The 25,930-nt window shown below is 71.6% G+C and carries 22 protein-coding genes; 6 read left to right on the forward strand and 16 right to left on the reverse strand.

The window, feature by feature from the left end; translation table 11 throughout:
* Window positions 1-26 precede the first annotated feature (26 nt).
* Window positions 27-995: a heme A synthase gene (locus tag ACFXGN_RS07680; protein WP_384855875.1), complete on the forward strand. Its 969-nt coding sequence runs from the start codon at window positions 27-29 to the stop codon at window positions 993-995.
* Between the two features lie 161 nt (window positions 996-1,156).
* Here ACFXGN_RS07680 and ACFXGN_RS07685 read toward each other — a convergent pair whose 3' ends face one another.
* Both ACFXGN_RS07685 and ACFXGN_RS07690 read right to left on the reverse strand, forming a co-directional pair.
* The gene (locus tag ACFXGN_RS07685) at window positions 1,157-1,477 is read right to left on the reverse strand and encodes a hypothetical protein (protein WP_384854843.1); all 321 of its coding nucleotides are present in this window, start codon (window positions 1,475-1,477) and stop codon (window positions 1,157-1,159) included.
* Between the two features lie 138 nt (window positions 1,478-1,615).
* Window positions 1,616-2,569, reverse strand: coding sequence for a heme o synthase (locus ACFXGN_RS07690; RefSeq protein WP_384854845.1), 954 nt, complete (start codon window positions 2,567-2,569; stop codon window positions 1,616-1,618).
* A gap of 306 nt (window positions 2,570-2,875) precedes the next feature.
* On the opposite strand from ACFXGN_RS07690, the gene tkt reads away from it, so the two are divergent.
* The 5 genes from tkt to pgl are packed head-to-tail and all read left to right on the forward strand — an operon-like array spanning window position 2,876 to window position 9,475.
* Complete coding sequence (tkt, locus tag ACFXGN_RS07695) at window positions 2,876-4,963, forward strand: transketolase (RefSeq protein WP_384854848.1); 2,088 nt, start codon at window positions 2,876-2,878, stop codon at window positions 4,961-4,963.
* A gap of 36 nt (window positions 4,964-4,999) precedes the next feature.
* Window positions 5,000-6,118, forward strand: coding sequence for a transaldolase (tal, locus tag ACFXGN_RS07700; protein WP_384854851.1), 1,119 nt, complete (start codon window positions 5,000-5,002; stop codon window positions 6,116-6,118).
* Between the two features lie 5 nt (window positions 6,119-6,123).
* Window positions 6,124-7,656 (forward strand): glucose-6-phosphate dehydrogenase, encoded by a 1,533-nt coding sequence (gene zwf, locus ACFXGN_RS07705; RefSeq protein ID WP_384854854.1) that lies wholly within the window; start codon window positions 6,124-6,126, stop codon window positions 7,654-7,656.
* Entirely contained in the window at window positions 7,653-8,696 is a 1,044-nt protein-coding gene (opcA, locus tag ACFXGN_RS07710) for a glucose-6-phosphate dehydrogenase assembly protein OpcA (protein ID WP_384854856.1), read from the forward strand. Before zwf ends, opcA begins: the two co-directional genes overlap by 4 nt.
* Entirely contained in the window at window positions 8,693-9,475 is a 783-nt protein-coding gene (gene pgl, locus ACFXGN_RS07715; RefSeq protein ID WP_384854859.1) for a 6-phosphogluconolactonase, read from the forward strand. Before opcA ends, pgl begins: the two co-directional genes overlap by 4 nt.
* 22 nt (window positions 9,476-9,497) lie before the next feature.
* On the opposite strand, the gene ACFXGN_RS07720 is transcribed toward pgl, so the two are convergent.
* From ACFXGN_RS07720 to uvrC, 14 genes are all read right to left on the reverse strand, one after another.
* Window positions 9,498-11,045, reverse strand: a complete 1,548-nt coding sequence (locus ACFXGN_RS07720; protein WP_384854862.1) for a PH domain-containing protein — start codon at window positions 11,043-11,045, stop codon at window positions 9,498-9,500.
* Window positions 11,042-11,542: a PH domain-containing protein gene (locus ACFXGN_RS07725; RefSeq protein ID WP_384854865.1), complete on the reverse strand. Its 501-nt coding sequence runs from the start codon at window positions 11,540-11,542 to the stop codon at window positions 11,042-11,044. The genes ACFXGN_RS07720 and ACFXGN_RS07725 overlap by 4 nt, the downstream gene beginning before the upstream one ends.
* Window positions 11,543-11,546: 4 nt before the next feature.
* Window positions 11,547-13,199, reverse strand: coding sequence for a glucose-6-phosphate isomerase (pgi, locus tag ACFXGN_RS07730; protein WP_384855878.1), 1,653 nt, complete (start codon window positions 13,197-13,199; stop codon window positions 11,547-11,549).
* A gap of 57 nt (window positions 13,200-13,256) precedes the next feature.
* On the reverse strand, window positions 13,257-13,550 hold the full coding sequence (locus ACFXGN_RS07735; protein ID WP_384854868.1) for a hypothetical protein: 294 nt from the start codon (window positions 13,548-13,550) through the stop codon (window positions 13,257-13,259).
* 15 nt (window positions 13,551-13,565) lie between these two features.
* Entirely contained in the window at window positions 13,566-13,901 is a 336-nt protein-coding gene (locus ACFXGN_RS07740) for an RNA polymerase-binding protein RbpA (protein ID WP_003976875.1), read from the reverse strand.
* Between the two features lie 77 nt (window positions 13,902-13,978).
* Window positions 13,979-14,209: a preprotein translocase subunit SecG gene (secG, locus tag ACFXGN_RS07745; RefSeq protein ID WP_017238647.1), complete on the reverse strand. Its 231-nt coding sequence runs from the start codon at window positions 14,207-14,209 to the stop codon at window positions 13,979-13,981.
* 97 nt (window positions 14,210-14,306) lie between these two features.
* Window positions 14,307-15,083, reverse strand: coding sequence for a triose-phosphate isomerase (gene tpiA / locus ACFXGN_RS07750; RefSeq protein WP_384854871.1), 777 nt, complete (start codon window positions 15,081-15,083; stop codon window positions 14,307-14,309).
* A 7-nt stretch (window positions 15,084-15,090) separates the two neighbouring features.
* Entirely contained in the window at window positions 15,091-16,302 is a 1,212-nt protein-coding gene (locus ACFXGN_RS07755) for a phosphoglycerate kinase (RefSeq protein WP_384854873.1), read from the reverse strand.
* Between the two features lie 104 nt (window positions 16,303-16,406).
* The gene (gap, locus tag ACFXGN_RS07760) at window positions 16,407-17,417 is read right to left on the reverse strand and encodes a type I glyceraldehyde-3-phosphate dehydrogenase (RefSeq protein ID WP_384854876.1); all 1,011 of its coding nucleotides are present in this window, start codon (window positions 17,415-17,417) and stop codon (window positions 16,407-16,409) included.
* A 218-nt stretch (window positions 17,418-17,635) separates the two neighbouring features.
* Window positions 17,636-20,587 (reverse strand): M14 family zinc carboxypeptidase, encoded by a 2,952-nt coding sequence (locus ACFXGN_RS07765; RefSeq protein WP_384854879.1) that lies wholly within the window; start codon window positions 20,585-20,587, stop codon window positions 17,636-17,638.
* A gap of 152 nt (window positions 20,588-20,739) precedes the next feature.
* The gene (gene whiA, locus ACFXGN_RS07770) at window positions 20,740-21,729 is read right to left on the reverse strand and encodes a DNA-binding protein WhiA (protein WP_030205188.1); all 990 of its coding nucleotides are present in this window, start codon (window positions 21,727-21,729) and stop codon (window positions 20,740-20,742) included.
* On the reverse strand, window positions 21,720-22,745 hold the full coding sequence (gene yvcK, locus ACFXGN_RS07775) for a uridine diphosphate-N-acetylglucosamine-binding protein YvcK (protein WP_351794812.1): 1,026 nt from the start codon (window positions 22,743-22,745) through the stop codon (window positions 21,720-21,722). Before yvcK ends, whiA begins: the two co-directional genes overlap by 10 nt.
* Window positions 22,742-23,722 carry an RNase adapter RapZ gene (gene rapZ, locus ACFXGN_RS07780; RefSeq protein ID WP_384854881.1) on the reverse strand — a complete coding sequence of 327 codons (981 nt, stop codon included), beginning with the start codon at window positions 23,720-23,722 and terminating at the stop codon, window positions 22,742-22,744. Before rapZ ends, yvcK begins: the two co-directional genes overlap by 4 nt.
* Entirely contained in the window at window positions 23,719-25,848 is a 2,130-nt protein-coding gene (uvrC, locus tag ACFXGN_RS07785) for an excinuclease ABC subunit UvrC (protein WP_384854883.1), read from the reverse strand. The genes rapZ and uvrC overlap by 4 nt, the downstream gene beginning before the upstream one ends.
* Window positions 25,849-25,930 lie beyond the last annotated feature (82 nt).

Consider the following 25,930-nt stretch of genomic DNA (forward strand, 5'->3'; position numbering starts at 1 on the left):
AAAGCGTGCACAAGCACCGGCCTACGATAGGGCCCGTGCTGACCCCCCTCGCCTCCCTCGCCAGGCGCTGGACCCCGTCCCCCAGGACGCTCCGGCGCGCCGCGCTCTCCGCCGTCGTGATGAGCGTGGTCATCATCGTCACGGGCGGCGCGGTCCGGCTGACCGGTTCCGGCCTCGGCTGCGACACCTGGCCCAAGTGCACCGACGACAGCCTGTTCGTGACGCCCGAGCAGGGCTACCGCGGCGCGATCGAGTTCGGCAACCGGATGCTGACGTACGTCCTGTCGGCCGCGGTCGGCTGGGCGATCGTCTCGGCCCGGTGCACCAAGCCGTGGCGGCGCGGGCTGACCCGTACCGCCTGGGCCCAGTTCTGGATCGTGATGAGCAACGCCGTCCTCGGCGGCATCACGGTGTGGATGGGCCTCAACCCGTGGACCGTCGCGGGCCACTTCCTCGCCGCGAACGCCCTGCTCACGGTCGCCGTCATCACCTGGCACCGGACCGGCGAGGGCGACGCCCCGCCGCGTCCGCGCGCACCGCGCCCGGTGCGCGGGCTGTCCTGGGCGATCACGCTGGTCTCCGCGCTGCTGATCGTGCTGGGCACGACGGTCACCGGCTCGGGCAAGCACGCCGGCGACAGCAGCGACGTACCGCGGATGCCGTGGGACTGGACGAACGCCGCGCACCTCCACGCCGTCGCCGCCTGGGTCGTCTGCGCCCTCGCGGTCGCGATGTGGCTGGTGCTCCGGGTGGTCGACGCCCCGCCGGACACCCGGGCCCGCGCCCGCGACCTGCTGATCGTGCTGCTCCTCCAGGGCGGGGTGGGCTACGTCCAGTACTTCATGGGCGTCCCCGAGATCCTGGTCGGCCTCCACATGCTCGGCTCGTCCCTGATGTGGATCGCGGTGCTGCGGCTCGCCCTGAGTATGCGCGAGCGCACGGTGGCCACCGCCGGCATCCCGGCCCAGACGGACGCGGAGCTGACGCGGGCCTGACCTTCCCGCCCTCCGGAACGCGGAACGCGGGGGGGGGGGGCCCCCCCGGGACCGACACCGGGGGGGCCCCGTCCCCGGGGTCGGCGGGGGGGGGCCCCGGGCCGCTCCCGGCGGGGGGGCCCCCGGCCGCGCGTTCCGGCGTCGTGGGGGCCGTCGCCGCCTCAGCGGTCGGAGGGGCCGCCGATCTGGATCCCGGCCATCCGGGTCCACTCGTACGGTCCGGTGACGACCTTGGCGGCGAACTCTCCGTCGAACTCCTCGTGGAGGGTCAGTCCGGCCTTCTCGGCGGCCTGCCGGGCGATCTCGTACGTCGGGGCGACCAGGTCGCCCCAGCCGCCGTCGGTGCCGACGAGCACGATCCGGGTGCCCGCCCGGCCGATGTGCGCGAGGTGCCCCTCGGAGCCGCCGTGCTGCGCGGAGAAGGCGCGGATCTCCTTGGCGAGCCGGGTCGCCCGGCGCTCTGCCTGCTTCGTTTCTGCCATGACAGCGATGCTACCGACGCGTAGATCCACTGACGACGGCCGGGCCACGTGGTGTGTCCCACGTGGCCCGGCCGTCGGCCGGACCGCTCGTACGAGCGTGTGTCCCGGTGCGTACCGGGGTGTCCCGGTGGTGTCGGACTAGCGGAGGAAGGGGTCCACCGCGACCGCCACGAAGAGCAGCGACACATAGGTGATGGACCAGTGGAAGAGGCGCATCTCCTTGAGCTTCGCGCCGCTCACCTCGGCCTTGGCCCGGTTCAGCAGCCCGTGCGCCTCCCAGAGCCACCAGCCGCCGGTGAGCAGGGCGACGGTCGTGTAGAACCAGCCCGTGTAGCCCAGCGGGGTGAGCAGCAGCGAGACGGCGACCATCACCCAGCTGTAGGCGACGATCTGCTTGGCGACGACCTTGTTGGAGGCGAGCACCGGCAGCATGGGCACGCCCGCGCGGGCGTAGTCGTCCTTCACCTTCATCGACAGCGGCCAGTAGTGCGGCGGCGTCCAGAAGAAGATGACGAGGAAGAGGATGACCGCGGCCCAGGACATCGAGTCGGTCACGGCGGACCAGCCGATGAGGACCGGGAGGCAGCCGGCGATGCCGCCCCAGACGATGTTCTGCGCGGTGCGCCGCTTCAGGATCATCGTGTAGACCACGACGTAGAAGAGGAGCGCGCCCAGCGACAGCGCGGCGGACAGCCAGTTGACGAGCAGCCCGAACCAGAGCGTGGAGACCGCGGCGAGGGTGAGGCCGAAGATCAGCGCCGCGCGCGGCGTGAGGACTCCGGTCACCAGCGGGCGCTGCGAGGTCCGGTCCATCAGCGCGTCGATGTCGCGGTCGATGTACATGTTGAGCGCGTTGGCGCCGCCCGCCGACAGATAGCCGCCGAAGCAGGTGGCGAGCACCAGCCACAGGTCCGGCACGCCCTGCTCGGCGAGGAACATCACCGGGACGGTGGTGATGAGCAGCAACTCGATGATCCGCGGCTTGGTCAGCGCCACGAATGCCTTGACGCGGACCCCGAACGGCCGATGGCCTCCCGGGCTGGGAGTCAAGACGACCCCTGCGGGTCGGGACTCGACGGCCGTCACGCACACCCCTGACAGAGAAATTCCCAGCAAGCCACCCGGATGAGAACGGGGTGAGGCTTGCGCGTACCACGCCACTGTAGACGTTGCCCAGACACCGATCTTCGCGGGGGTGGGGTCGTGTTGAGGGGGTGTGTCCCGGGGCGTGGACACGGTTCGGGAGGCGAACTCACACGGTCGGCGGCAGTCTTGCCGTATCCGCTCATATGAGGGGCATGAACACGGAAAGAGGGGCGTCCGGCGGGGGTAGGCTCGACAACGCCGGTACACCCTCAGTCACCGGCTTCCGACATGTGGAGAGGAGCCCTGACCAGGGTGAGCATTAAGCCGACCACCACAGACCTCGAGTGGACCGAGTTGGACCAGCGCGCCGTCGACACGGCCCGCGTCCTGGCCGCGGACGCCGTACAGAAGGTCGGCAACGGCCATCCCGGTACGGCCATGAGCCTCGCGCCCGCCGCGTACACCCTCTTCCAGAAGGTGATGCGGCACGACCCGGCCGACCCCGAGTGGGTCGGACGGGACCGGTTCGTCCTCTCCGCCGGCCACTCGTCCCTGACCCTCTACACCCAGCTGTACCTGGGTGGCTTCGGTCTCGAACTGGACGATCTGAAGGCCTTCCGCACCTGGGGCTCGAAGACCCCCGGCCACCCGGAGTACGGCCACACCGCCGGCGTCGAGACCACCACGGGCCCGCTGGGCCAGGGTGTGGCCAACGCCGTGGGCATGGCGATGGCCGCCCGTTACGAGCGCGGTCTGTTCGACCCCGAGGCCGCCGTCGGCGCCTCCCCGTTCGACCACCGGATCTACGCGATCGCGGGCGACGGCTGCCTCCAGGAGGGCATCTCCGCGGAGGCGTCCTCGCTCGCCGGTCACCAGAAGCTCGGCAACCTGATCCTGCTGTGGGACGACAACCACATCTCGATCGAGGGCGACACCGAGACCGCCGTGTCCGAGGACACGATGAAGCGGTACGAGGCGTACGGCTGGCACGTGCAGCGGGTCGAGCCGCAGGCCAACGGCGACCTGGACCCGGCCGCGCTGTACGCGGCGGTCAGGGCGGCGGAGGCGGAGACGGAGCGCCCGTCGTTCATCGCGATGCGCTCGATCATCGCCTGGCCCGCGCCGAACGCGCAGAACACCGAGGCCTCGCACGGCTCGGCGCTCGGCGACGAGGAGATCGCGGCCACCAAGCGCGTCCTGGGCTTCGACCCGGAGCAGACCTTCGAGGTCTCCGACGAGGTCATCGCGCACACCCGGACGCTCGGCGACCGTGGCCGTGAGGCCCGTGCCGCCTGGGAGAAGTCGCTCGCCGAGTGGCGCACGGCCAACCCGGAGCGGGCCGCCACGTTCGACCGGATCGAGGCGAACGAGCTGCCGGCCGGCTGGGCCGAGAAGCTCCCGGTCTTCGAGGCGGGCAAGAGCGTCGCGACCCGTGCCGCCTCCGGCAAGGTCCTCCAGGCGCTGGGCGCGGTCCTCCCGGAGCTGTGGGGCGGCTCGGCCGACCTCGCGGGCTCCAACAACACGACGATCGACAAGGACTCGTCGTTCCTGCCCGAGGGCAACCCGCTGCCGGAGGCCGACCCGTACGGCCGCACGATCCACTTCGGCATCCGCGAGCACTCGATGGCCGCCGAGATGAACGGCATCGCCCTGCACGGCAACACGCGCGTCTACGGCGGCACCTTCCTGGTGTTCTCCGACTACATGCGCAACGCGGTGCGGCTCTCCGCGCTGATGCACCTGCCGGTGACGTACGTGTGGACCCACGACTCGATCGGTCTGGGCGAGGACGGTCCGACCCACCAGCCGGTGGAGCACCTGGCCGCGCTGCGCGCGATCCCCGGTCTGAACGTGGTCCGTCCGGCCGACGCCAACGAGACGTCGATCGCCTGGCGCGAGATCACCCGGCGGCACACCAAGGTCTTCGGCGAGGGCGCCCCGCACGGTCTGGCGCTGACCCGCCAGGGCGTGCCGACGTACGCGCCGAACGAGGACACCGTCAAGGGCGGCTACGTGCTCTTCGACGCCGAGGGCGGCGCCCCCGAGGTCGTGCTGATCGGCACGGGCTCCGAGGTGCACCTGGCCGTCGAGGCGCGCGAGCGGCTCCAGGCGGAGGGCGTCCCGACCCGGGTCGTCTCGATGCCGTCCGTGGAGTGGTTCGAGGAGCAGGACCAGGAGTACAAGGACGCGGTCCTGCCGCCTTCGGTCACCGCGCGCGTGGCGGTCGAGGCGGGCATCGGTCTGACCTGGCACCGGTACGTCGGTGACGCGGGCCGGATCGTGTCGCTGGAGCACTTCGGCGCCTCCGCCGACGCCAAGGTCCTCTTCCGGGAGTTCGGTTTCACGCCGGAGGCGGTCGTCGCCGCCGCCCGGGAATCGATCGCCGCCGCCACGCGCTGACGCGCATACGTACGACTCATTGGAGATGCAATTCCCATGACAGACGCTCTCAAGCGCCTCTCCGACGAAGGCGTCGCGATCTGGCTGGACGACCTGTCGCGCAAGCGGATCACGTCCGGCAACCTGGCCGAGCTCATCGACCAGAGCCATGTGGTCGGTGTGACGACGAACCCGTCGATCTTCCAGAAGGCGATCTCCTCCGGCGACGGCTACGGGCAGCAGCTCGCCGAGCTGGCGGCCCGCAAGGTCACCGTCGACGAGGCCATCCGCATGATCACGACGGCGGACGTCCGTGACGCCGCCGACATCCTGCGGCCGGTCTTCGACGCGACGGACGGCCAGGACGGCCGGGTGTCCATCGAGGTGGACCCGCGGCTGGCCCACGAGACGGTCGCCACCGTCGCCGAGGCCAAGCAGCTGGCCTGGCTGGTGGACCGCCCCAACACCCTCATCAAGATCCCGGCCACCCGGGCGGGTCTGCCGGCGATCACCGAGGTCATCGGCCTCGGGATCAGCGTCAACGTGACGCTGATCTTCTCGCTGGAGCGCTACCGCGCGGTCATGGACGCCTACCTGGCGGGTCTGGAGAAGGCCCGCGAGCGCGGCCTGGACCTGTCGAAGATCCACTCGGTGGCGTCGTTCTTCGTGTCCCGGGTGGACACCGAGATCGACAAGCGTCTGGACGGCATCGGCACCGACGAGGCCAAGGCCCTCAAGGGCAAGGCCGCGCTGGCCAACGCGCGGCTGGCCTACGAGGCGTACGAGGAGGTCTTCTCCTCGGAGCGCTGGGCCGCCCTCGACTCGGCGCAGGCCAACAAGCAGCGTCCGCTGTGGGCCTCGACCGGCGTCAAGGACCCCGCGTACAAGGACACCCTGTACGTGGTGGACCTGGTCGCCCCCGGCACGGTCAACACCATGCCGGAGTCCACCCTGGAGGCCACCGCCGACCACGGCGTGGTCTCCGGCGACACCGTGCGCGGCACCTACGAGCAGTCGCGCGCCGAGCTGGCCGCCGTCGAGAAGCTGGGCATCGGCTACGACGAGGTCGTGCAGCTCCTGGAGGACGAGGGCGTCGAGAAGTTCGCGGCGTCCTGGAACGATCTGCTCGAGTCCACCGAGGCGGAGCTCCGGCGCCTCGCACCCCCGGAGGCGTAAGCACAGTGAGCGCAGTCCACGGAGCCAACCCGCTCCGTGACGCCGCAGACCGACGGCTCCCGCGCATCGCGGGGCCGTCGGGCCTGGTGATCTTCGGCGTCACGGGCGATTTGTCCCGTAAGAAGCTGATGCCTGCCGTCTACGACCTGGCCAACCGCGGCCTGCTGCCGCCGGGCTTCTCGCTCATCGGCTTCGCGCGCCGCGAGTGGCAGGACGAGGACTTCGCGCAGGAGGTCCACGACGCCGTCGAGCAGCACGCGCGCACCCCGTTCCGCGAGGAGGTGTGGCAGCAGCTGATCCAGGGGATGCGGTTCGTCCAGGGCGACTTCGACGACGACGACGCCTTCGAGCAGCTCAAGTCCACCATCGAGGAGCTGGACAAGGCGCAGGGCACCGGAGGCAACTTCGCCTTCTACCTGTCGGTCCCGCCGAAGTTCTTCCCCAAGGTCGTCCAGCAGCTCAAGAAGCACGGGCTCGCCGACCAGAAGGACGGGTCCTGGCGCCGCGCGGTCATCGAGAAGCCCTTCGGGCACGACCTGGTCTCCGCCAAGGAGCTCAACGAGGTCGTCCACGAGGTCTTCCCGCCGCACGAGGTCTTCCGGATCGACCACTACCTCGGCAAGGAGACCGTCCAGAACATCCTGGCGCTCCGCTTCGCCAACACCCTCTTCGAGCCGATCTGGAACCGGTCGTACGTCGACCACGTGCAGATCACCATGGCCGAGGACATCGGCATCGGCGGCCGGGCCGGATACTACGACGGCATCGGCGCCGCCCGTGACGTCATCCAGAACCACCTGCTCCAGCTGCTGGCGCTGACCGCGATGGAGGAGCCCGGCTCCTTCGACGCCGACGCGCTGGCCGCCGAGAAGACCAAGGTCCTCGGCGCGGTGAAGCTGCCCAAGGACCTGGGCGAGTCCACGGTCCGCGCCCAGTACGCGGCCGGGTGGCAGGGCGGCGAGAAGGCCGTCGGCTACCTCCAGGAAGACGGCATCGACCCCAAGTCGAAGACCGACACCTACGCCGCCGTGAAGCTGGAGATCGACAACCGCCGCTGGGCGGGCGTGCCGTTCTACCTGCGGACCGGCAAGCGCCTCGGCCGTCGCGTCACCGAGATCGCGGTCGTCTTCCAGCGGGCCCCGCACTCCCCCTTCGACCACACCGCGACCGAGGAGCTCGGCCGCAACGCCATCGTCATCCGGGTCCAGCCGGACGAGGGCGTCACGGTGCGGTTCGGCTCCAAGGTGCCCGGCACCCAGATGGAGATCCGGGACGTGTCGATGGACTTCGCGTACGGCGAATCCTTCACGGAGTCCAGCCCGGAGGCGTACGAGCGGCTCATCCTCGACGTCCTGCTCGGCGACTCGAACCTCTTCCCGCGCGTCGAGGAGGTCGAGCTGTCCTGGAAGATCCTCGACCCGATCGAGCAGTTCTGGGACAAGCACGGCAAGCCCGCGCAGTACCAGTCCGGCACCTGGGGCCCGGTCGAGGCGGACGAGATGCTCGCACGAGACGGACGGAGCTGGCGCAGGCCATGAAGACCGACCTGACGGACACCACGTCCTCCAAGATCAACAAGGCGCTGGTGCTCGGGCGGCGGGCGATCGGCACCCCGGCCGTCGGCATGGTGCTCACCCTCGTCATCGTCACCGACGAGGAGAACGCCTACGACGCGCTGAAGGCAGCGAACGACGCGTCCCGCGAGCACCCCTCGCGGACCCTCGTCGTCATCAAAAGGGTCTCGCGCTCCCCGCGCGACCGGTCCAAGGCACGACTCGACGCCGAGGTCCGCCTCGGCGCCGACGCCAGCACCGGCGAGACGGTCGTCCTCCGGCTCTACGGCGAGGTCGTCGACCACGCCCAGTCGGTCGTCCTGCCGCTGCTGCTCCCGGACGCCCCCGTCGTCGTCTGGTGGCCGGTGAACGCGCCGACCGACCCGGCGAACGACCCGCTGGGCGCCCTCGCCCAGCGGCGGGTGACCGACACGTACTCCGCCGAGGAACCCATCCGGGAACTGACCGCGCGCGCGGACGCCTACACCCCCGGCGACACGGACCTCTCGTGGACCCGGATCACCCCGTGGCGCTCGATGCTGGCCGCCGCGCTCGACCAGGTCGTGTGCGAGGTCACCGCCGCGGAGGTGGAGGGCGAGGACTTCAACCCCAGTGTCGAACTGCTCGCCATGTGGCTGGCCGACCGGCTGAAGGTGCCGGTGCGGCGCTCGAAGTCGGCCGGTCCCGGCCTCACCTCCGTACGCCTGCGGACCAGCTCCGGGCCGATCGTCCTCGACCGGCCGGACGGCTCGCTCGCGACGCTCTCCATCCAGGGCCAGCCCGACCGTGCCGTGGCGCTCAAGCGCCGCGAGACGGCCGAGCTGATCGCGGAGGAGCTGCGCCGTCTCGACCCGGACGACACCTACGCGGCGGCGCTCAGGTTCGGTCTCGAACGGCTCGACGAGGAAGCGGCCGTACCCGCCGCCGAACCGGAGCAGGCCCCGGAGTCCGCGCCGGAGCCGGAGGCCGTCCCGGCGGCGAAGCCCGCCGCGAAGAAGGCCGCCAGGAAGGCGGCGGCCGGGTGAGCACCCCTCAGCTGGTCGTCCACCGCGACAAGGAACTGATGGCCGAGGCAGCCGCCGCCCGGCTGATCACGAAGATCGTCGACGCCCAGGCCTCCCGGGGCTCCGCCTCGGTGGTGCTCACCGGCGGACGCAACGGCAACGGTCTGCTCGCGGCGCTCGGCACCGCTCCCGCCCGGGACGCGGTCGACTGGGCGCGGCTCGACCTGTGGTGGGGCGACGAGCGTTTCCTGCCCGAGGGCGACCCCGAGCGGAACGTCACCCAGGCCCGCGCGGCACTGCTCGACCGGGTGCCGCTCGACCCCGCGCGGGTGCACGCCATGCCCGCGTCGGACGGCCCGTACGGCGGCGACGTCGAGGCCGCCGCGGCCGGGTACGCGGCGGAGCTGGCAGCCGCCGCCGCGCCCGGCGACCACGGCGGGGTCCCGTCCTTCGACGTGCTGATGCTGGGCGTCGGCCCGGACACCCATGTGGCCTCGCTCTTCCCCGAGCTGCCCGCGGTCCGCGAGACCGAGCGGACCGTGGTCGGCGTGCGCGGCGCGCCCAAGCCGCCGCCGCTCCGGGTCTCGATGACCCTTCCGGCGATCCGGGCGGCCAAGGAGGTCTGGCTGCTCGCGGCCGGTGCCGACAAGGCGAGGGCGGCGGCCATCGCGCTGTCGGGCGCGGGCGAGGTGCAGGCCCCGGCGGCGGGCGCCCGCGGTCGCTCGCGGACCTTGTGGCTGCTGGACGCGGCGGCGGCCTCGGAGCTGCCGAGGGACCTCTACCCGCCCGCTTCGGCCTGATCCCACCCCCCGGAGGCCCGGTTCACCCCTCGGTGGACCGGGCCTCCGGCATGGGTACGGCCTCCAGGAAGGGCGCCAGCAGTTCCGGTACGGCCTCGGCGGCGAAGGTCAGGCCCTGGTTCTGGCCCGCGTCGAGGACGGCGTACGCCCCCGCCCCGGCGGCCGTCGTGGCGGTGAGCGTCAGGAGCCCGGCGCGCCGCTGGAAGTACGACTGCTTGACCGTCCAGCCGATGACCCCGGAGCGCTGGAGGACGACGGTGGCCCGCCGGACCGTACCCGAACGGGTCACCAGCCAGGGGCCGCTGACGGTGTGCCCGAGGCCCCGGTAGGCGTCGAGGGCCAGCAGCACGGCGGCCGGGACGCCGACGACCGCGCAGCCCGCCGCCACGTACAGCAGGACCGGGGTGAGGAACGCTCCGAGCAGGGCCAGCAGCGCGACCGGGCCGAGGACGCTCCACAGCGCCCAGCGGACCCTGCGGGCGCGGGCCGCCCTCGGGTGGGCCGCGAGGCGCGCCCCGGTGGGCGGCACCGGCTCGCGCAGCACCTCGGCGGCGACCCGGTCGGCGACGGAGCGCTCCACCGGGGGCAGCAGGTTCTTGAGGTCGGCGTGCTTGTCGCCGTCGTTCTGGGCGAGTCCGGTGGCGACCGCGTCGACCCGGGCGGCCCCGAAGAGCCGGACGCCGAGCGGCTGGACCAGTTCGATGCCCCGCAGCCGCCGCTCCTCCAGGGAGACCGAGCGGGCGGTGAACAGGCCCCGGGAGACCCGGAGGGTGCCGCCCGGTTCGCGCTCCAGGCGGTAGTTCCACCACATCTCGACCCAGAGCCCGAGGGCGCCGACCGCTCCGGCGACGGTGGCGAGGAGTGCCAGGTCGACGATCATCCAGATGAGGGAGACGTCCTGGAACCGGTCCCCTATCCAGGAGATGACCCGCTCCTGGGCGCCGAACCAGTCGCTGGCCTGCATGACCGCCCCGGCGGCGGCGACACCGAGGGCGGGGGCGACGAAGGAGACCGGGGCGTAGCGGATCCAGCGGGGGTCGAGGGCGGCGAGGGTGCCGTCCGGGTCCGCGCTCCCGGTGGGCGCGGCGGCGCGGGCGAGGAGTTCGCGGCGGAGCCTCTCGCCCTCGGCCCGGGTGACCAGGTCGAGTTCGAGGGTGGATTCACCGGCGGTGTGCTCGCCGGTGCCGACGCGGACCTTGACGAGGCCGAAGAGGCGCTGGAGCAGGTTGGCGCTCAGGTCGGCGCTGCGGACGCGCTCGCGGGCGAGCGAGCGGCGCTGGACGACGAGCAGTCCGGTGTGCAGCTCGACCCGGTCGGCGCCGACCCGGTAGCGGGTGCGGCGGACCCGTACGGTCTCGGCGACGAAGGTGGCGGCGAGGGCGAGCAGGAAGCCCCCGGCGACCCAGGCGACGGCCTGTCCCAGCGGGCGCGGGCCCGCCAGGGCGAGGGCGAGGGGCACGGCGGCGCCGAAGAGGACCCCGGAGAAGAGGGCGACCCTGACGAGGACGGTCCGCGGGTCGAGCCGCAGCCAGTCGGGGCCGTACGGGGCGGTGACGGGCTCCTCGCTCATGTGGCGTCCCCGGGGGTGGCCTGGGTGATGGCGGTCAGCCGCTCGGCGAGCCCGGCCGCCGCTTCGTGGTCGAGCCCCTCGATGCGGATCGCGCCGTGGGAGGAGGCCGTGGTCACGATGACGGTGGCGAGCCGGAAGCCCTGTTCCAGCGGGCCGCGCGAGGTGTCGACGGTCTGGATGCGGGACATCGGGGCGATCCGCCACTCCTGCCAGAGGGCGCCGGTGCGGACGTAGACGGCGTCCTCGGTGACCTCCCAGCGGTGGACGCGGTACCACCACGGGGGGAGGAACGCGGTGCAGGCGAGGCCCACGGCCGCCAGGATCCCGGCCGCCAGGAGCAGCCAGAACCGGGCGGGTCCGATCAGCAGACCGAGGACGACGAGGACCAGCACCGGTACGGCGGTGGTCGTCAGGAGTCTGGTCCGCCACCAGGTGACGGCCCGCTTCTCCACCGGGTTCCTGGGCGGCCTGAGCCGCACCGCGCTCTCCCCCCTCATGCCCCTACCGTCCGCGCAGCGAGCGGTAGGCGGCGACGAGTCCGGCGGTCGAGCTGTCGAGCCGCCCGGCGTCCTCGCCGTCGGTCAGGACGGGCTCGATCCGCTTGGCGAGGACCTTGCCGAGTTCGACGCCCCACTGGTCGAAGGAGTCGATGTCCCAGATCGCGCCCTGGACGAAGACCTTGTGCTCGTACAGCGCGATGAGCTGGCCGAGGACGGAGGGGGTGAGCGCGTCGGCGAGGATCGTGGTGGTGGGGTGGTCGCCCCGGAAGGTCTTGTGCGGGACCAGGTGCTCGGGGACGCCCTCGGCGCGTACCTCCTCGGGCGTCTTGCCGAAGGCCAGGGCCTGCGTCTGGGCGAAGAAGTTGGCCATGAGCAGGTCGTGCTGGGCGACCAGACCGGGCTGGAGGTCGTCGACGGGCCGGGCGAAGCCGATGAAGTCGGCGGGGATGACCTTGGTGCCCTGGTGGATCAGCTGGTAGTAGGCGTGCTGGCCGTTGGTGCCGGGGGTGCCCCAGACGACGGGGCCGGTCTGCCAGTCGACCGGCCTGCCCTGGCGGTCCACCGACTTGCCGTTGGACTCCATGTCGAGCTGCTGGAGGTAGGCGGTGAACCTGGACAGGTAGTGCGAGTACGGCAGGACCGCGTGCGACTGGGCGTCGAAGAACGCGCCGTACCAGACGCCGAGGAGGCCGAGGAGCAGCGGTGCGTTCTCCTCGGGCGGGGCGGTGCGGAAGTGCTCGTCGACGAGGTGGAAGCCGTCGAGCATCTCGCGGAAGCGGTCCGGGCCGATGGCGGTCATCAGGGAGAGGCCGATGGCGGAGTCGTAGGAGTAGCGTCCGCCGACCCAGTCCCAGAACTCGAACATGTTCGCGGTGTCGATGCCGAACTCCTCGACCTTCCCGGCGTTGGTCGAGAGGGCCACGAAGTGCCGGGCGACGGCCTCCGGTCCGGCGCGCAGACCGGTGAGGAGCCAGTTCCGGGCGGAGGTGGCGTTGGTGAGGGTCTCGATGGTGGTGAAGGTCTTCGAGGCGACGATGAACAGCGTCTCCTCGGGGTCGAGGTCCCGGACGGCCTCGTGGAGGTCGGCGCCGTCCACGTTGGAGACGAAACGGAACGTCAGGTCCCGGCGGGTGAAGGAGCGCAGGACCTCGTAGGCCATGGCGGGGCCGAGGTCGGAGCCGCCGATGCCGATGTTGACGATGTTCTTGACGGGCCTGCCGGTGTGGCCGGTCCACTCGCCCGCGCGGACCTTGTCGGCGAAGGCCGCCATCTTGTCGAGGACGGCGTGCACCGCGGGGACGACGTTCTCCCCGTCGACCTCGATCACGGCGTCCCGGGGGGCGCGCAGGGCGGTGTGGAGGACCGCCCGGTCCTCGGTGGTGTTGATCTTCTCGCCGCGGAACATCGCGTCGCGCAGTCCGGCCACGTCGGTGGCGGCGGCGAGCTCGCGCAGCAGGGTCAGCGTCTCGTCGGTGACGAGGTGCTTGGAGTAGTCCAGATAGAGGTCGCCGACGCGCAGGGCGTAGCCGGTGCCGCGCTCCGGGTCGGCGTCGAACAGGTCGCGCAGATGGGGGTCGCCCAGCTGCTCACGGTGCTTGCCGAGGGCCGCCCACTCGGGCAGCCGGTTGAGCCTGGTGCGGCCTTCGCTGTTCATCTCGGACATCGCCCACTTCTTCTCGTACCGTTTGTCTGCCCCGCTGCGTCTCCCAACTTAATTGATCAGGGGGACGAGCGAGACGACGGCGAGCGCGGACGGCGCCGCCGCCGGGGGGACCGGGGTGAGGGGTCCCTGGGCCGGGGCCGCCGCGCCGCCGGGAGGGCCCCGCGACCGGGGGGTGTCCTCGGGGGTGCGCTCCCGCGCGAGGGCCGTGCGCCGGCCGTCGCCCACCGTCGGCGGGTGGGCGACGGTGGGGAACGGCGCCCTGCCGGGCCGGGACAGGGGGCGGTGGAAAGCCGAACGGGCCTTGCCCGCGAACCAGGTTCGCGGGCAAGGCCCGTTCGTCACACCGTCACACCGTGCTCAGATCTCGCCGCGCAGTTTCGCCAGCGCCTCGGCGAGGATCGCCTCGCCGTCGGCGTCGCTGCGACGCTCGCGCACATAGGCGAGATGGGTCTTGTACGGCTCCGTGCGCGGCGGGTCCGGCGGGTTGTCCCGGTCCTGACCTGCCGGGAAGCCGCAGCGCGGGCAGTCCCAGGTCTCCGGGACCTGCGCGTCGCTGGCGAAGCTCGGCTGGGTCTCGTGCCCGTTCGAGCACCAGAAGGAGATGCGGAGGCGCGGTGCCGACTCGCCCCGCTCGGCCTCACCCATCGGCCCCGCCCCGACCCGGCTTCCCCGGATCGCGTTGCCACTTGCCACGGTCGTAACTCCCTGCGTGATGGTGCTCGAAGATGCCCCAGTCTACGTAAGGCCCAACGCGCGTCCAGTGTTCGGAGTTACCCGTCCAACTTCATCAGCAGGCCGAGCACCACAATGCAGGCGAACCAGAGCAGACCCACCACGACGGTGATCCGGTCCAGATTGCGCTCGGCGACCGAGGAGCCTCCCACGGAGGACTGCATTCCGCCACCGAACATGTCGGAGAGGCCGCCGCCCTTCCCCTTGTGCATCAGCACGAGCAGCATCAGCAGCCCGCTGAAGACGATCAGGGCGATCGAGAACCCCATAACCACGGCTGAACCAACTTCCTCGGACTTATACGGACGGGGGCCGGGCACCTGCCCGACCCCCGCAAGGGTACGACGTAACTCCGCTACCGCATACTCACTGGTCGCGGAAGCGCACGATCTTGACGAACTCGTCGGTGTCCAGCGCCGCGCCGCCGACGAGGGCCCCGTCGACGTCCGGCTGCGCCATGATCGCGGCGACGTTGCCGGACTTGACCGAGCCGCCGTACTGGATGCGGACCTTGTCGGCCAGCTCCTGGGAGTACAGCTCGGCGAGACGGCCGCGGATCGCTCCGCAGACCTCCTGCGCGTCCTCCGGGGTGGCGACCTCGCCGGTGCCGATGGCCCACACCGGCTCGTACGCGATCACGATCGTCTCGGCCTGCTCGGCCGGGACGTCCTTCAGACCGCCGTCGAGCTGGGCGAGGGTGTACTCGACCTGCTTGCCGGACTTGCGGACGTCCAGGCCCTCGCCGACGCAGAGGATCGGGGTCACGCCGTGCCTGAACGCGGCCTTCACCTTGGCGTTGCAGACCTCGTCGTTCTCGGCGTGGTACTGACGGCGCTCGGAGTGGCCGACGGCCACGTAGGCGCACTTCAGCTTGGCCAGCATCAGGCCCGAGATCTCGCCGGTGTAGGCGCCGGAGTCGTGCTCCGAGATGTCCTGGGCACCGTACTTGATCTTGAGCTTGTCGCCGTCGACGAGGGTCTGCACCGAACGGAGGTCGGTGAAGGGCGCCAGGACGGCGACCTCGACCTCGTCGTGGTCCTTGTCGGTCAGCGCGAAGGCGAGCTTCTGGACGTGGGCGATGGCCTCGAGGTGGTTGAGGTTCATCTTCCAGTTGCCCGCCATCAGCGGGGTGCGGGTGCTCATAAAGGGGTCAGTCCTCCAGTGCGGCGAGGCCGGGAAGCGTCTTGCCCTCGAGGTATTCGAGGGAGGCGCCACCGCCGGTCGAGATGTGGCCGAACGCGTTCTCGTCGAAGCCCAGGATGCGGACGGCCGCGGCGGAGTCGCCACCGCCGACGACCGTGAAGGCCGGGGAGTCGACGAGCGCCTGGGCGACGGCCTTGGTGCCCTCGGCGAAGTCGGGGTGCTCGAAGACGCCCATCGGACCGTTCCAGAAGACGGTGGCCGCGTCGGCGAGCTTCGAGGCGTAGAGCTTACGGGTCTCCGGACCGATGTCCAGGCCCTCCTGGTCGGCCGGGATGGCGTCCGCGGCGACCGTGGTGGGGTGGGCCGGAGCCTTGGTCTTGAGGTCGGGGAACTCGGGCGAGACCAGGACGTCGACGGGGAGCACGAACTCCACTCCGCGCGCGTCCGCCCGCTTCAGGTACTCCTGGACCACCGGGACCTGGTCCTCCTGGAGCAGCGAGATGCCGACCTCGTGGCCCTGGGCCTTGAGGAAGGTGTACGCCATGCCGCCGCCGATGAGGATGCGGTCGGCCTTCTCCAGGAGGTGGTCGATCACCCCGAGCTTGTCGGAGACCTTGGCGCCGCCGAGCACGACCGCGTACGGCCGCCGGACGTCGTCCGTGAGCTTCTTCAGGACGCCGACCTCGGTGGCGATCAGGTAGCCCGCGGCGTGCGGGAGGCGCGCCGGGAGGTCGAAGACCGAGGCGTGCTTGCGGTGGACGGCGCCGAAGCCGTCGCCGACGTAGAGGTCGGCGAGGGCGGCGAGCCGGTCCGCGAAGGCGCCGCGCTCGGCGTCGTCCTTGGACGTCTCGCCCGCGTTGAAGCGCAGGTTCTCGATGACGGCGACCCCGCCGTCGGTGAGGGCGGCGACGGTGGCGGTGGCGGACTCGCCGACCGTGTCCGTCGCGAAGGCCACCGGGGCGCCGAGCAGTTCGCCCAGCCGGGCGGCGGCCGGGGCGAGGGAGAACGCCGGGTCCGGGGCGCCCTTGGGACGGCCCAGGTGGGAGGCGACGACGACCCGGGCGCCCGCGTCGGCGAGCGCCTTGACGGTGGGCACGACGGCGCGGATGCGGCCGTCGTCGGTGATGCTGGTGCCGTCGAGCGGCACGTTGAGGTCGGCGCGGACGAACACCCGCTTGCCGGAGACGCCTTCGGCGAGAAGCTCGTCGATCGTCTTCATCTGTCACAGACTCCTTGGTACGCGGTGGAGCACACAAACAGGGCTCGCACAGCGCGGCGTTGCGCTGCCCGAGCCCTGCTCACATCGAAAGCCTGTCCTGAAGCTTAGAGCTGACCGCCGACGAAGACGGTGAGGTCGACGAGGCGGTTGGAGTAGCCCCACTCGTTGTCGTACCAGCCGAGGATCTTCACCGTCGAGCCGTCCTGGACCATGGTCAGGGAGGCGTCGAAGGTGCAGGAGGCCGGGTCGCTCACGATGTCCGAGGACACGATCGGGTCCTCGGTGTAGAAGAGGAAGCCCTTGAGGTCGCCGTCTTCGGCGGCCTTCTTGAACGCGGCGTTGACCTCGTCCTTGGTGACCTCGCGGTCGAGGGTGACGACCAGGTCCGTGGCGGAGCCGGTGGGGACCGGGACGCGCATGGCGATGCCGTCCAGCTTGCCCTTGAGCTGCGGGAGGACCAGAGCGGTGGCCTTGGCGGCACCGGTCGTGGTCGGGATGATGTTCTCCGCGGCGGCGCGGGCGCGGCGCAGGTCCTTGTGCGGGAAGTCCAGGATGCGCTGGTCGTTGGTGTACGCGTGGACCGTGGTCATCAGACCCTTGACGATGCCGAAGTTCTCGTCGAGGACCTTGGCCATCGGGGCGACGCAGTTGGTCGTGCAGGAGGCGTTCGAGATGACGTCGTGCTTCGCCGGCTCGTACTTGTCCTGGTTGACGCCCATGACGATGGTGATGTCCTCGTCGGTGGCCGGAGCCGAGATGAGGACCTTCTTGGCGCCGCCCGCGAGGTGCTTCGCGGCGTCGGCGCGCTTGGTGAAGATGCCGGTCGACTCGATGACGACGTCGACGCCCAGCTGGCCCCACGGGATGTCGGCGGGGTCACGCTCGGAGAGCACCTTGATGGTGCGGCCGTCCACCGTGATGGTGTCGGCGGTGTGGGTCACCTCGGCCTTGAGGCGGCCCAGGATGGTGTCGTACTTCAGCAGGTGCGCCGTGGTCGCGGTGTCGCCCAGGTCGTTGACGGCCACGATCTCGATGTCCGCACCCTGCTCAAGGAGCGCACGGAAGTAGTTTCGGCCGATGCGGCCGAACCCGTTGATGCCTACGCGGATCGTCACGAACCGATCTCCTCGTCAGGTACGCCGGCGTGCTCGACGCCGACGAGATTTTTGTTTTTTGGGATGTCCCCGACCGCTTACGACCCTACCGCCCCGGGGGCCCGGGGGTGACATCGAGCGCATCCGTACGAGCTCGGAAAGTGAGCGGAAAAGGCCGACGGCCCGTACCTGCCAACGGGTACGGGCCGTCGTGGGACCTTTGTCCCCACTACTCTCCGTCAGCGGCGGAGCACCCCGAGGGCGCGTCCGAGGAGCTTGGCGCGCTCCCTCGCGCCGGGCACGTGCTCCAGGCCGAAGCCGAGGAGGACGGTGTCCCGGGTGGTGACCGCGGCCTGGGAGTGGAAGAGCGCGGCGGAGCGCGTCCAGTCCGAGGTGTTGCCGGGGCTTCCGGCGGGCGCGCCGGGCACGGTCCAGGCGCCGAAGGAGGTCTCGAAGCCCTCGGTGTCGGTGGTGGACCCGGTGACGAGGCGGACGTCGTCGACGAAGGCGCCGGTCTCACCGGTGCCGGGGTCGGAGACGTACGACACCGAGAGTTCGACCTTCTTGCCCGCCCAGGCGCTCAGGTCGACGGAGGCCTGCCGCCAGCCGTTGGAGGGGCCGGTGAAGGCGTGCCAGGCGCCGGTGGTGCCGGTGGTGGCGCAGCCGTCCTCGCCGACGGTGAGGTAGTGGGCGAGGAAGGGGTGGCCCTTGAGGTAGAAGCCCTCGCCGCAGTCGGCGGGGGCTTCGTCCGTGGTGCCGCCGTTGGTGTCGGGCAGGGTGGTCCAGTCGTCCTGGCCGACGGTGTGGGCCTCGACGACGAGGTTGTCGTAGCCGGGCTCGGTGTCGTAGCTGACCTGGAAGTCCAGGCGCGGTGCGGCCGTCGCGGCGACGCCGGTGAGGTCGACGGTCCTGCTGAGCCGGGCCCAGGTGTCGTCCGTGTGCTTGACGGCGGCGAAGGTGCTGCCCTCGGCGGGCTCGAAGGGGGTGCGGATGCCCGGGTAGTCACCGGCGGAGGAGCTGTCGGCGAACTGCGGGAAGTCCTTCGGCTTCAGGGTGTCCGAGGTGACGGTGTAGGCGCCCGCGTTGTCCAGCGGGTTGTCGGCGGTGGCGGCGAGACCGGCGCCGATGCCCTTGAAGGCGCCGGTTCCGGCGAAGGCGGGCGGGTTCTGGAGTCCGGCCCGGTGGTAGGCGCCGAGGTAGTACTGGGCGAAGTCGTTGGACTCGGCCTGGCCGATCCGGGTGAGGCCGCCGGTCTTCTCACCGGCGTTGACGAGCTTGCCGCCTTCGTTGAGGTAGGCGCGGACGGCGAGCTGGGTGGTCCCGGAGGGCCGCTCGGCGCCGGTGTACCAGACGACGGTGCGGAAGTGGGAGAGCACGCCGAGCGCGTCCGGGGTGCCCTGGGTGGCGACGTCCCAGACGGCGGCCTCGCGGCCGTTGTCGGCGAGCGCCTTCACATAGGCGGCGGTGTGCCGGGCGGCGGTGGTGCCGCCCTCCTCGGCGAGGACGAGGACGTCGCACCTGGGGCGCTCGGCCACCCGGTAGGTGAAGGGGGCGGCGGAGGTGGCCCGGCCCTCGCGGGTGCGGGCGGTGAACCAGACCTCGACGGAGTCGCCGGGCCGGGCGTCCTCGACCTCGGCGCGGTACTCGTCGAAGTAGACGTTGTCCTCGCCGCCGAAGGTCTCCCCGCCCTTCCAGGCGTCGAGCCGCTCGCTGTGGGTCCGGCCGCCGTTGATCCGGTACTTCAGGGTCTTGTCGCGCAGGGACTTGCGCGCGGTGACCGCGATCTCCTGGTCCCCGCCCCGGGCGTAGGAGGTGGTGAAGACCTTCGGGGTGAAGTCGGGGGCCTCGATGCCGACCGGGGAGACGGGCCGGTCGGGGTGGCCCGCGGTCTCGGCGACGGCGAGCGCGAAGGGGATGTTCTTGGCGAACTCGGCCTGGATCAGCTTCTCGTCGTCCGGGAAGGTGAAGACGGAGGCGCAGTCGGCCGGGTTCCAGGCGTCGTTCGGGTCCACCCGGGAGGCGGTGGCGCAGGTCGACATCTCCGGGGTGAACATCTGCATCCCGTTGACGTTGGCGGCGTGTCCGTCCGCCTCGCCGTTGGTGATGTACAGCTCCGAGGAGACCTGCGGCCGGTAGCCGGGGACGGCCGATTTCTGCGGGGTGCCCGCGAGGGCCTTGAGGGCCACGTCGTCGGGCGTGTCGGTGGCGATCTGCCAGCCCACGCCGTACAGCAGGAGCTGGGCGGCCGAGTGGTAGTTGACGCCGTACGTGAAGCCGATGCGCTTCTGGAAGGCGTCGAGGGCCCTGGTCTCGGGCTCCGACATGGGGCCCTTGCCCCGGAAGGTCTCGTCGGTCGGGTCGGGGGACGAGCCCTCGTTGTCGTAGCCCCACTTGTAGGAGAAGTTGCGGTTGAGGTCGACGCCGTCGGCGGACGTGATCCGCCCGTCGCCGTCGTTGTCCCGGATGTTCTTGCGCCACTGCCGGTTGCTGGGGTCGGCGTGCGTGTAGTCGTAGCCGTCGGGGTTGGCGGAGAGCACGAACCACAGCTCGGTGGAGTCGACGATCCGGGTGATCCGCTCGTCCTTGCCGTAGTTCTCCAGGTAGTGGTGGAGCAGCCGCCGGGTCATCTCGGGGGTGATCCACTCACGGGCGTGCTGGTTCGACATGTACAGCGTGGCGGGCTTCGAGCCGTCCTTGGTGCGCTGGGCGCCCCTGGTCAGCTTCAGGGCGAGGATGTCCTGGCCCTTGACCGTCTTGCCGAGGGAGACGACCTTGGTGAGACCGGGGTGGGCCCGCGCGGTGTCCAGGATCTCCTGCTTGAGGCCGTTCGGACCGCCGTACGGGCGGAAGACGCCGTCCCCGGCGGCGGCCACCCGCTTCTCGGCCTGGGCGGACAGGCTGTGCTCGGCGAGCCGGACGCCCCGGCCGCGCAGCTGTCCCGCCTGCGCGCCGGTGAGGAAGAGCTCGACCGTGGCGGAGCCCTCGGCGGGCACCCGTTCGGTCAGTTCGTGGGCGTCGGCACCGGCTTCCAGGAGCAGGGGCACCTGCGCGGCGGTGACCTGGGCGCGCCATACGGAGAGGGCGTCACCGCCGTCCCGGTCGTCCGGCTGCGCTCCGGCGACGGGTGCCGCCGCCATTCCCGCGATCAGCAGTGAAGCCGCGGCGAGGATCGATCTCGCTCTGCGTCTCATGAGCCCCCCTTGCTGTTGTCTGCCTCGAAGATGAACAGACGCCAGGCTCATGGGCACCCATGGGGCTGTCAAGGGTGCCGCACCGGGGGTACGGGAAACCGCCGGTGCCCGGGAAGGGCACCGGCGGTTTCGGGCCGACCGTTCCGTACGGGTCAGCCGACGAGGCTGTCGTCCAGTTCCTCGGTGAGGTTGGACTCGGTCCCGGGGATGCCCAGGTCCTGGGCCCTCTTGTCGGCCATCGCGAGGAGCCTGCGGATGCGCCCGGCCACCGCGTCCTTGGTCAGCGGCGGGTCGGCGAGCGCGCCCAGTTCCTCCAGGGAGGCCTGCTTGTGCTCCATGCGGAGCCGTCCGGCCGCCGCGAGGTGCTCGGGCACCTCCTCGCCGAGGATCTCCAGGGCCCGCTGCACCCGGGCCCCGGCCGCCACGGCGGCGCGGGCGGAGCGGCGCAGGTTGGCGTCGTCGAAGTTGGCCAGCCGGTTGGCGGTGGCGCGGACCTCGCGCCGCATCCGCCGCTCCTCCCAGGCCAGCACCGACTCATGGGCGCCGAGCCGGGTGAGCAGGGCGCCGATCGCGTCGCCGTCGCGGACGACGACCCGGTCCACGCCCCGGACCTCACGGGCCTTCGCCGCGATGGAGAGCCTGCGCGCGGCGCCGACCAGGGCGAGCGCGGCCTCCGGGCCCGGGCAGGTGACCTCCAGGGAGGAGGAGCGGCCGGGCTCGGTCAGCGAGCCGTGGGCGAGGAAGGCGCCCCGCCAGGCCGCCTCCGCGTCGCAGGTGGCCCCGGAGACCACCTGCGGGGGGAGGCCCCGGATGGGGCGGCCCCGGCCGTCGACCAGGCCCGTCTGCCGGGCGAGCTGGTCACCGCCCGCGACCACCCGCACCACGAAGCGCGAGCCGCGCCGCAGCCCGCCGGGGGCCATCACGATCAGCTCCGAGCTGTGCCCGAAGATCTCCAGGATGTCCCGCTTGAGGCGGCGGGCCGCCATCGCGGTGTCCAGCTCCGCCTCGATCACGATGCGGCCGCTCACCAGGTGCAGCCCGCCCGCGAACCGCAGGATCGACGAGACCTCTGCCTTCCTGCAGCAGGTCCGGGTGACGGGAAGCCGGGAGATCTCGTCCTTCACCGCTGCCGTCATCGCCATGGGCCGATCCTTCCATGCATCCGAAAAATACGGTCGTACGCGGCGGCCAACAGCTCCGGGTCGTGCTTCGCGGAGCCGTCGGGCCCGGCCACCGGCGCCAGCTCGACCGCGGCGCCGAGCCGCTTGGCGGCATCGGCGAGGGACTCTCGGTCGGGCACGGCGGCCTCGTCGGCGAGCACCACGTCCAGGGCGAGTTTAGGGGCGTGTCGTCCCAAAACCTCCAAATGACGCTGCGGTGAGAACCCCTCGGTTTCTCCGGGCTGCGGCGCGAGGTTCAGCGAGAGGACCTTCCGGGCCTTCGTCTCGGCCAGCGCGTCGAGCAGTTCGGGGACGAGCAGGTGCGGGATCACGGAGGAGAACCAGGAGCCGGGGCCGAGGACCACCCAGTCGGCGTCCAGGACGGCCGCCACCGCCTCGGGCGCCGCGGGCGGGTCGTGCGGCACGAGGTGCACGGACTGCACGTCACCGGGGGTGAGCGCCACGGTCGCCTGGCCCCGTACGGTGTCCACCTCGTCCGGGCGCTCCGGGTCGTGGCCCTTGACCAGGGCCTGGAGCTCCAGGGGCACGGCGGACATGGGCAGCACCCGGCCCTGGGCGCCGAGCAGTCTGCCCACCAGGTCGAGGGCCTGCACGGGGTCGCCGAGCTGCTCCCAGAGGGCGACGATCAGCAGGTTGCCGACGGCGTGCCCGTTGATCTCGCCCTTGGACTGGAAGCGGTGCTGGATCACCCGGGCCCAGGTCTGGCCCCAGTCGTCGTCGCCGCAGAGGGCGGCGAGCGCCTTGCGGAGGTCGCCCGGGGGCAGGACGCCCAGCTCCTCCCGGAGCCGGCCGCTGGAGCCGCCGTCGTCGGCGACGGTGACGACGGCGGTGAGGTCGCCGGTGATCCGGCGCAGGGCGGCGAGGGAGGCCGAGAGGCCCATGCCGCCGCCCAGGGCGACCACCTTCGGCTGGGCGCCGCGCCTGCGGAGCGTGCGCCGTGCCGTGAGGGTGGAGGCGCGTCGGCGGGTCGGCCTCACTCGCGCCCCATGTCCCGGTGCACGACGACGGTCTCGACCCCTTCGGCGGCGATGCGGGCGGCGAGCCGCTCGGCGGTGGCCACGGAGCGGTGCTTGCCGCCGGTGCAGCCCACGGCGATGGTCACGTACCGCTTGCCCTCGCGGCGGTAGCCCGCGGCGATGAGCTGGAGCAGTTCGGTGTAGCGGTCGAGGAACTCCTTGGCGCCGGGCTGGTTGTAGACGTAGTTCGACACCTCCTCGTTGAGGCCGGTGAAGGGGCGCAGTTCGGGGACCCAGTGCGGGTTGGGCAGGAAGCGCATGTCGACGACGAGGTCGGCGTCGACCGGCAGGCCGTACTTGAAGCCGAAGGACATGACGGTGGCCCGCAGCTCGGGCTCCTCGTCGCCCGCGAACTGGGCGTCCATCTTGGCGCGCAGTTCGTGGACGTTGAGGCTGGAGGTGTCGATGACCAGGTCGGCGTCGCCGCGCAGTTCGCGGAGCAGGTCCCGCTCGGCGGCGATGCCGTCGGTGATGCGGCCGTCGCCCTGGAGGGGGTGGGGCCTGCGGACCGATTCGAACCGCCGGACCAGGGCGTCGTCGGACGACTCCAGGAAGACGATCCGGCGGGTGACCCGCTTGGCGTCGAGGTCGGCGAGGGATTCGCGGAGGTTGTCGAAGAACTGCCGGCCGCGGACGTCGACGACGACGGCGATCCGGGCGACATTGCCCTGGGAGCGGGCGCCGAGCTCCACCATGGTGGGGATCAGCGCGGGCGGCAGGTTGTCCACGACGAACCAGCCGAGGTCCTCCAGGCACTTCGCCGCGGTGGACCGGCCCGCTCCGGACATGCCGGAGATGATCACCAGCTCGGGAATGGCCGCCTCGGCGCCGTCGTCGCCGGGGGATTCCTTCGTGCCCGTACTCACGTGTCCTGCTCCGTCTTCTCGGTCGTGCTCGTCGTGCGGGTGGTGCGCGGGCTGCCGCGCGGACACGGTCATGCCGTGCCGTCCCCGTCGTCTTCCATGATCTCTCCTGTCGCCGTGTTCACGGCGGGTGCGGCGGGGGCCGTCCGGGCGAGGGCCACGACGACCGCCTCCGCGGTCTTCCGGCCCATGCCGGGGACCTCGCAGATCTGGTCGATTGTCGCCTGCCGGAGCCGCTTGACCGAGCCGAAATGCTTGATGAGTGCTTGTTTCCGGGTGTCGCCGAGGCCGGGGACGCCGTCGAGGGGGCTGCTCCGGAGGCGTTTGGTCCGCTTGGACCGCTGGTAGCGGATGGCGAAGTCGTGGGCGGTGTCACGGACCCGCTGGAGCAGATAGAGGCCCTCGCTGGAGCGGGGCAGGACCACCGGGTCGTCCTCGCCGGGCAGCCAGACCTCCTCCAGGCGCTTGGCGAGGCCGCAGACGGCGATGTCGTCGATGCCCAGTTCGTCGAGGGCCCGCCGGGCCGCGGCGACCTGCGGCTGCCCGCCGTCGACGACGACGAGCTGCGGCGGGTACGCGAAGCGCCTGGGGCGCCCGCTCTCCTCCGGGTCCTCGAAGGGGCTCCCGGGGCCCGGCGGGGCGTCCCCGGGGCCGGTCGCGCCGGTCCCGGAGCCGGGTACGGCGTCCCGGAGGTCCCGGCCGAGGCCTTCGGGGCCGCCCGTGCCGTCCTCGGGGCCGGTCCCGTCGCCCTCGGGGCCGGTCGTGCCGGTCCCGGCCGGCGGGGCCCACTCCCCCGCCCGGTCCTTCTCCGCGAGGTAGCGGCGGAAGCGGCGGCCGATCACCTCGTGCATGGACCGGACGTCGTCCTGGCCCTCGAAGCCCTTGATCTGGAAGCGGCGGTACTCGCTCTTGCGGGGCAGCCCGTCCTCGAAGACCACCATCGAGGCGACCACGTCCTCGCCCTGGAGGTGCGAGATGTCGAAGCACTCGATCCGCAGCGGCGCCGAGGCCAGGTCCAGGGCCTCGGCGATCTCCTCCAGGGCCCGGGAACGGGTGGTCAGGTCGCTGGCGCGCTTCGTCTTGTGCAGGACGAGCGCCTGCTGCGCGTTCCGCGCGACGGTCTCCATCAGGTCCTTCTTGTCGCCGCGCTGCGGGACCCGCAGCGAGACCTGGGAGCCCCGGCGGCCGGACAGCCAGGCGGCCACGGACGCCGCGTCCTCGGGGAGCGCCGGGACGAGGACCTCCTTGGGGACCGCGTCGCCGCTCTCCTCGCCGTACAGCTGCTGGAGGGCGTGCTCGACGAGTCCGGCCGTGTCGACGGCCTCGACCTTGTCGGTGACCCAGCCGCGCTGGCCCCGGACGCGCCCGCCGCGCACGTGGAAGATCTGCACCGCGGCTTCCAGCTCGTCCTCGGCGAGGGCGATCAGGTCGGCGTCGGTGGCGTCGGCGAGGACCACCGCGCTCTTCTCCATGGCGCGGCGCAGGGCCTCTATGTCGTCGCGGAGGCGGGCCGCCCGCTCGTACTCCATGTCCTCGGCCGCCAGCGTCATCCGCTTCTCCAGCCTGCGGATGTACGCGCCGGTGCGGCCGGCCATGAAGTCGCTGAACTCCTCGGCCAGTTCCCGGTGCTCCTCGGGGGTGACCCGGCCGACGCAGGGCGCCGAGCACTTGCCGATGTAGCCGAGGAGGCAGGGGCGGCCCGCCGACGCCGCGTTCCTGAAGACGCCCGCCGAGCAGGTGCGGACGGGGAAGACCCGCAGCATCAGGTCGACGGTCTCGCGGATCGCCCACGCGTGCGCGTACGGCCCGAAGTAGCGCACGCCCTTCTTCTTCTGGCCGCGCATGACCTGGACGCGCGGGAACTCCTCGTTCATCGTCACCGCGAGGTACGGATAGCTCTTGTCGTCCCGGTACTTGACGTTGAACCGGGGGTCGTACTCCTTGATCCAGGAGTACTCCAGCTGGAGCGCCTCGACCTCGGTGGAGACCACGGTCCACTCCACGGAGGCGGCCGTGGTCACCATCGTCGCCGTGCGCGGGTGCAGGCTCGCGAGCGGCTGGAAGTAGTTCGCGAGGCGCTGGCGCAGTGACTTCGCCTTGCCGACGTAGATCACCCGGCGGTGCTCGTCGCGGAACTTGTAGACCCCCGGGGAGTCGGGGATCTGACCCGGCTTGGGGCGGTAGCTGGAGGGGTCTGCCATGCTCCCCACCCTACTGGCGGGGGCCGACACTCCGGCTCCGCCGACGGGTCGGCGGAACGGCGGCGCCCCGGGCGGGAAAGGG

The sequence above is a fragment of the Streptomyces sp. NPDC059247 genome, from assembly GCF_042754005.1.
Lineage (GTDB): Bacteria > Actinomycetota > Actinomycetes > Streptomycetales > Streptomycetaceae > Streptomyces.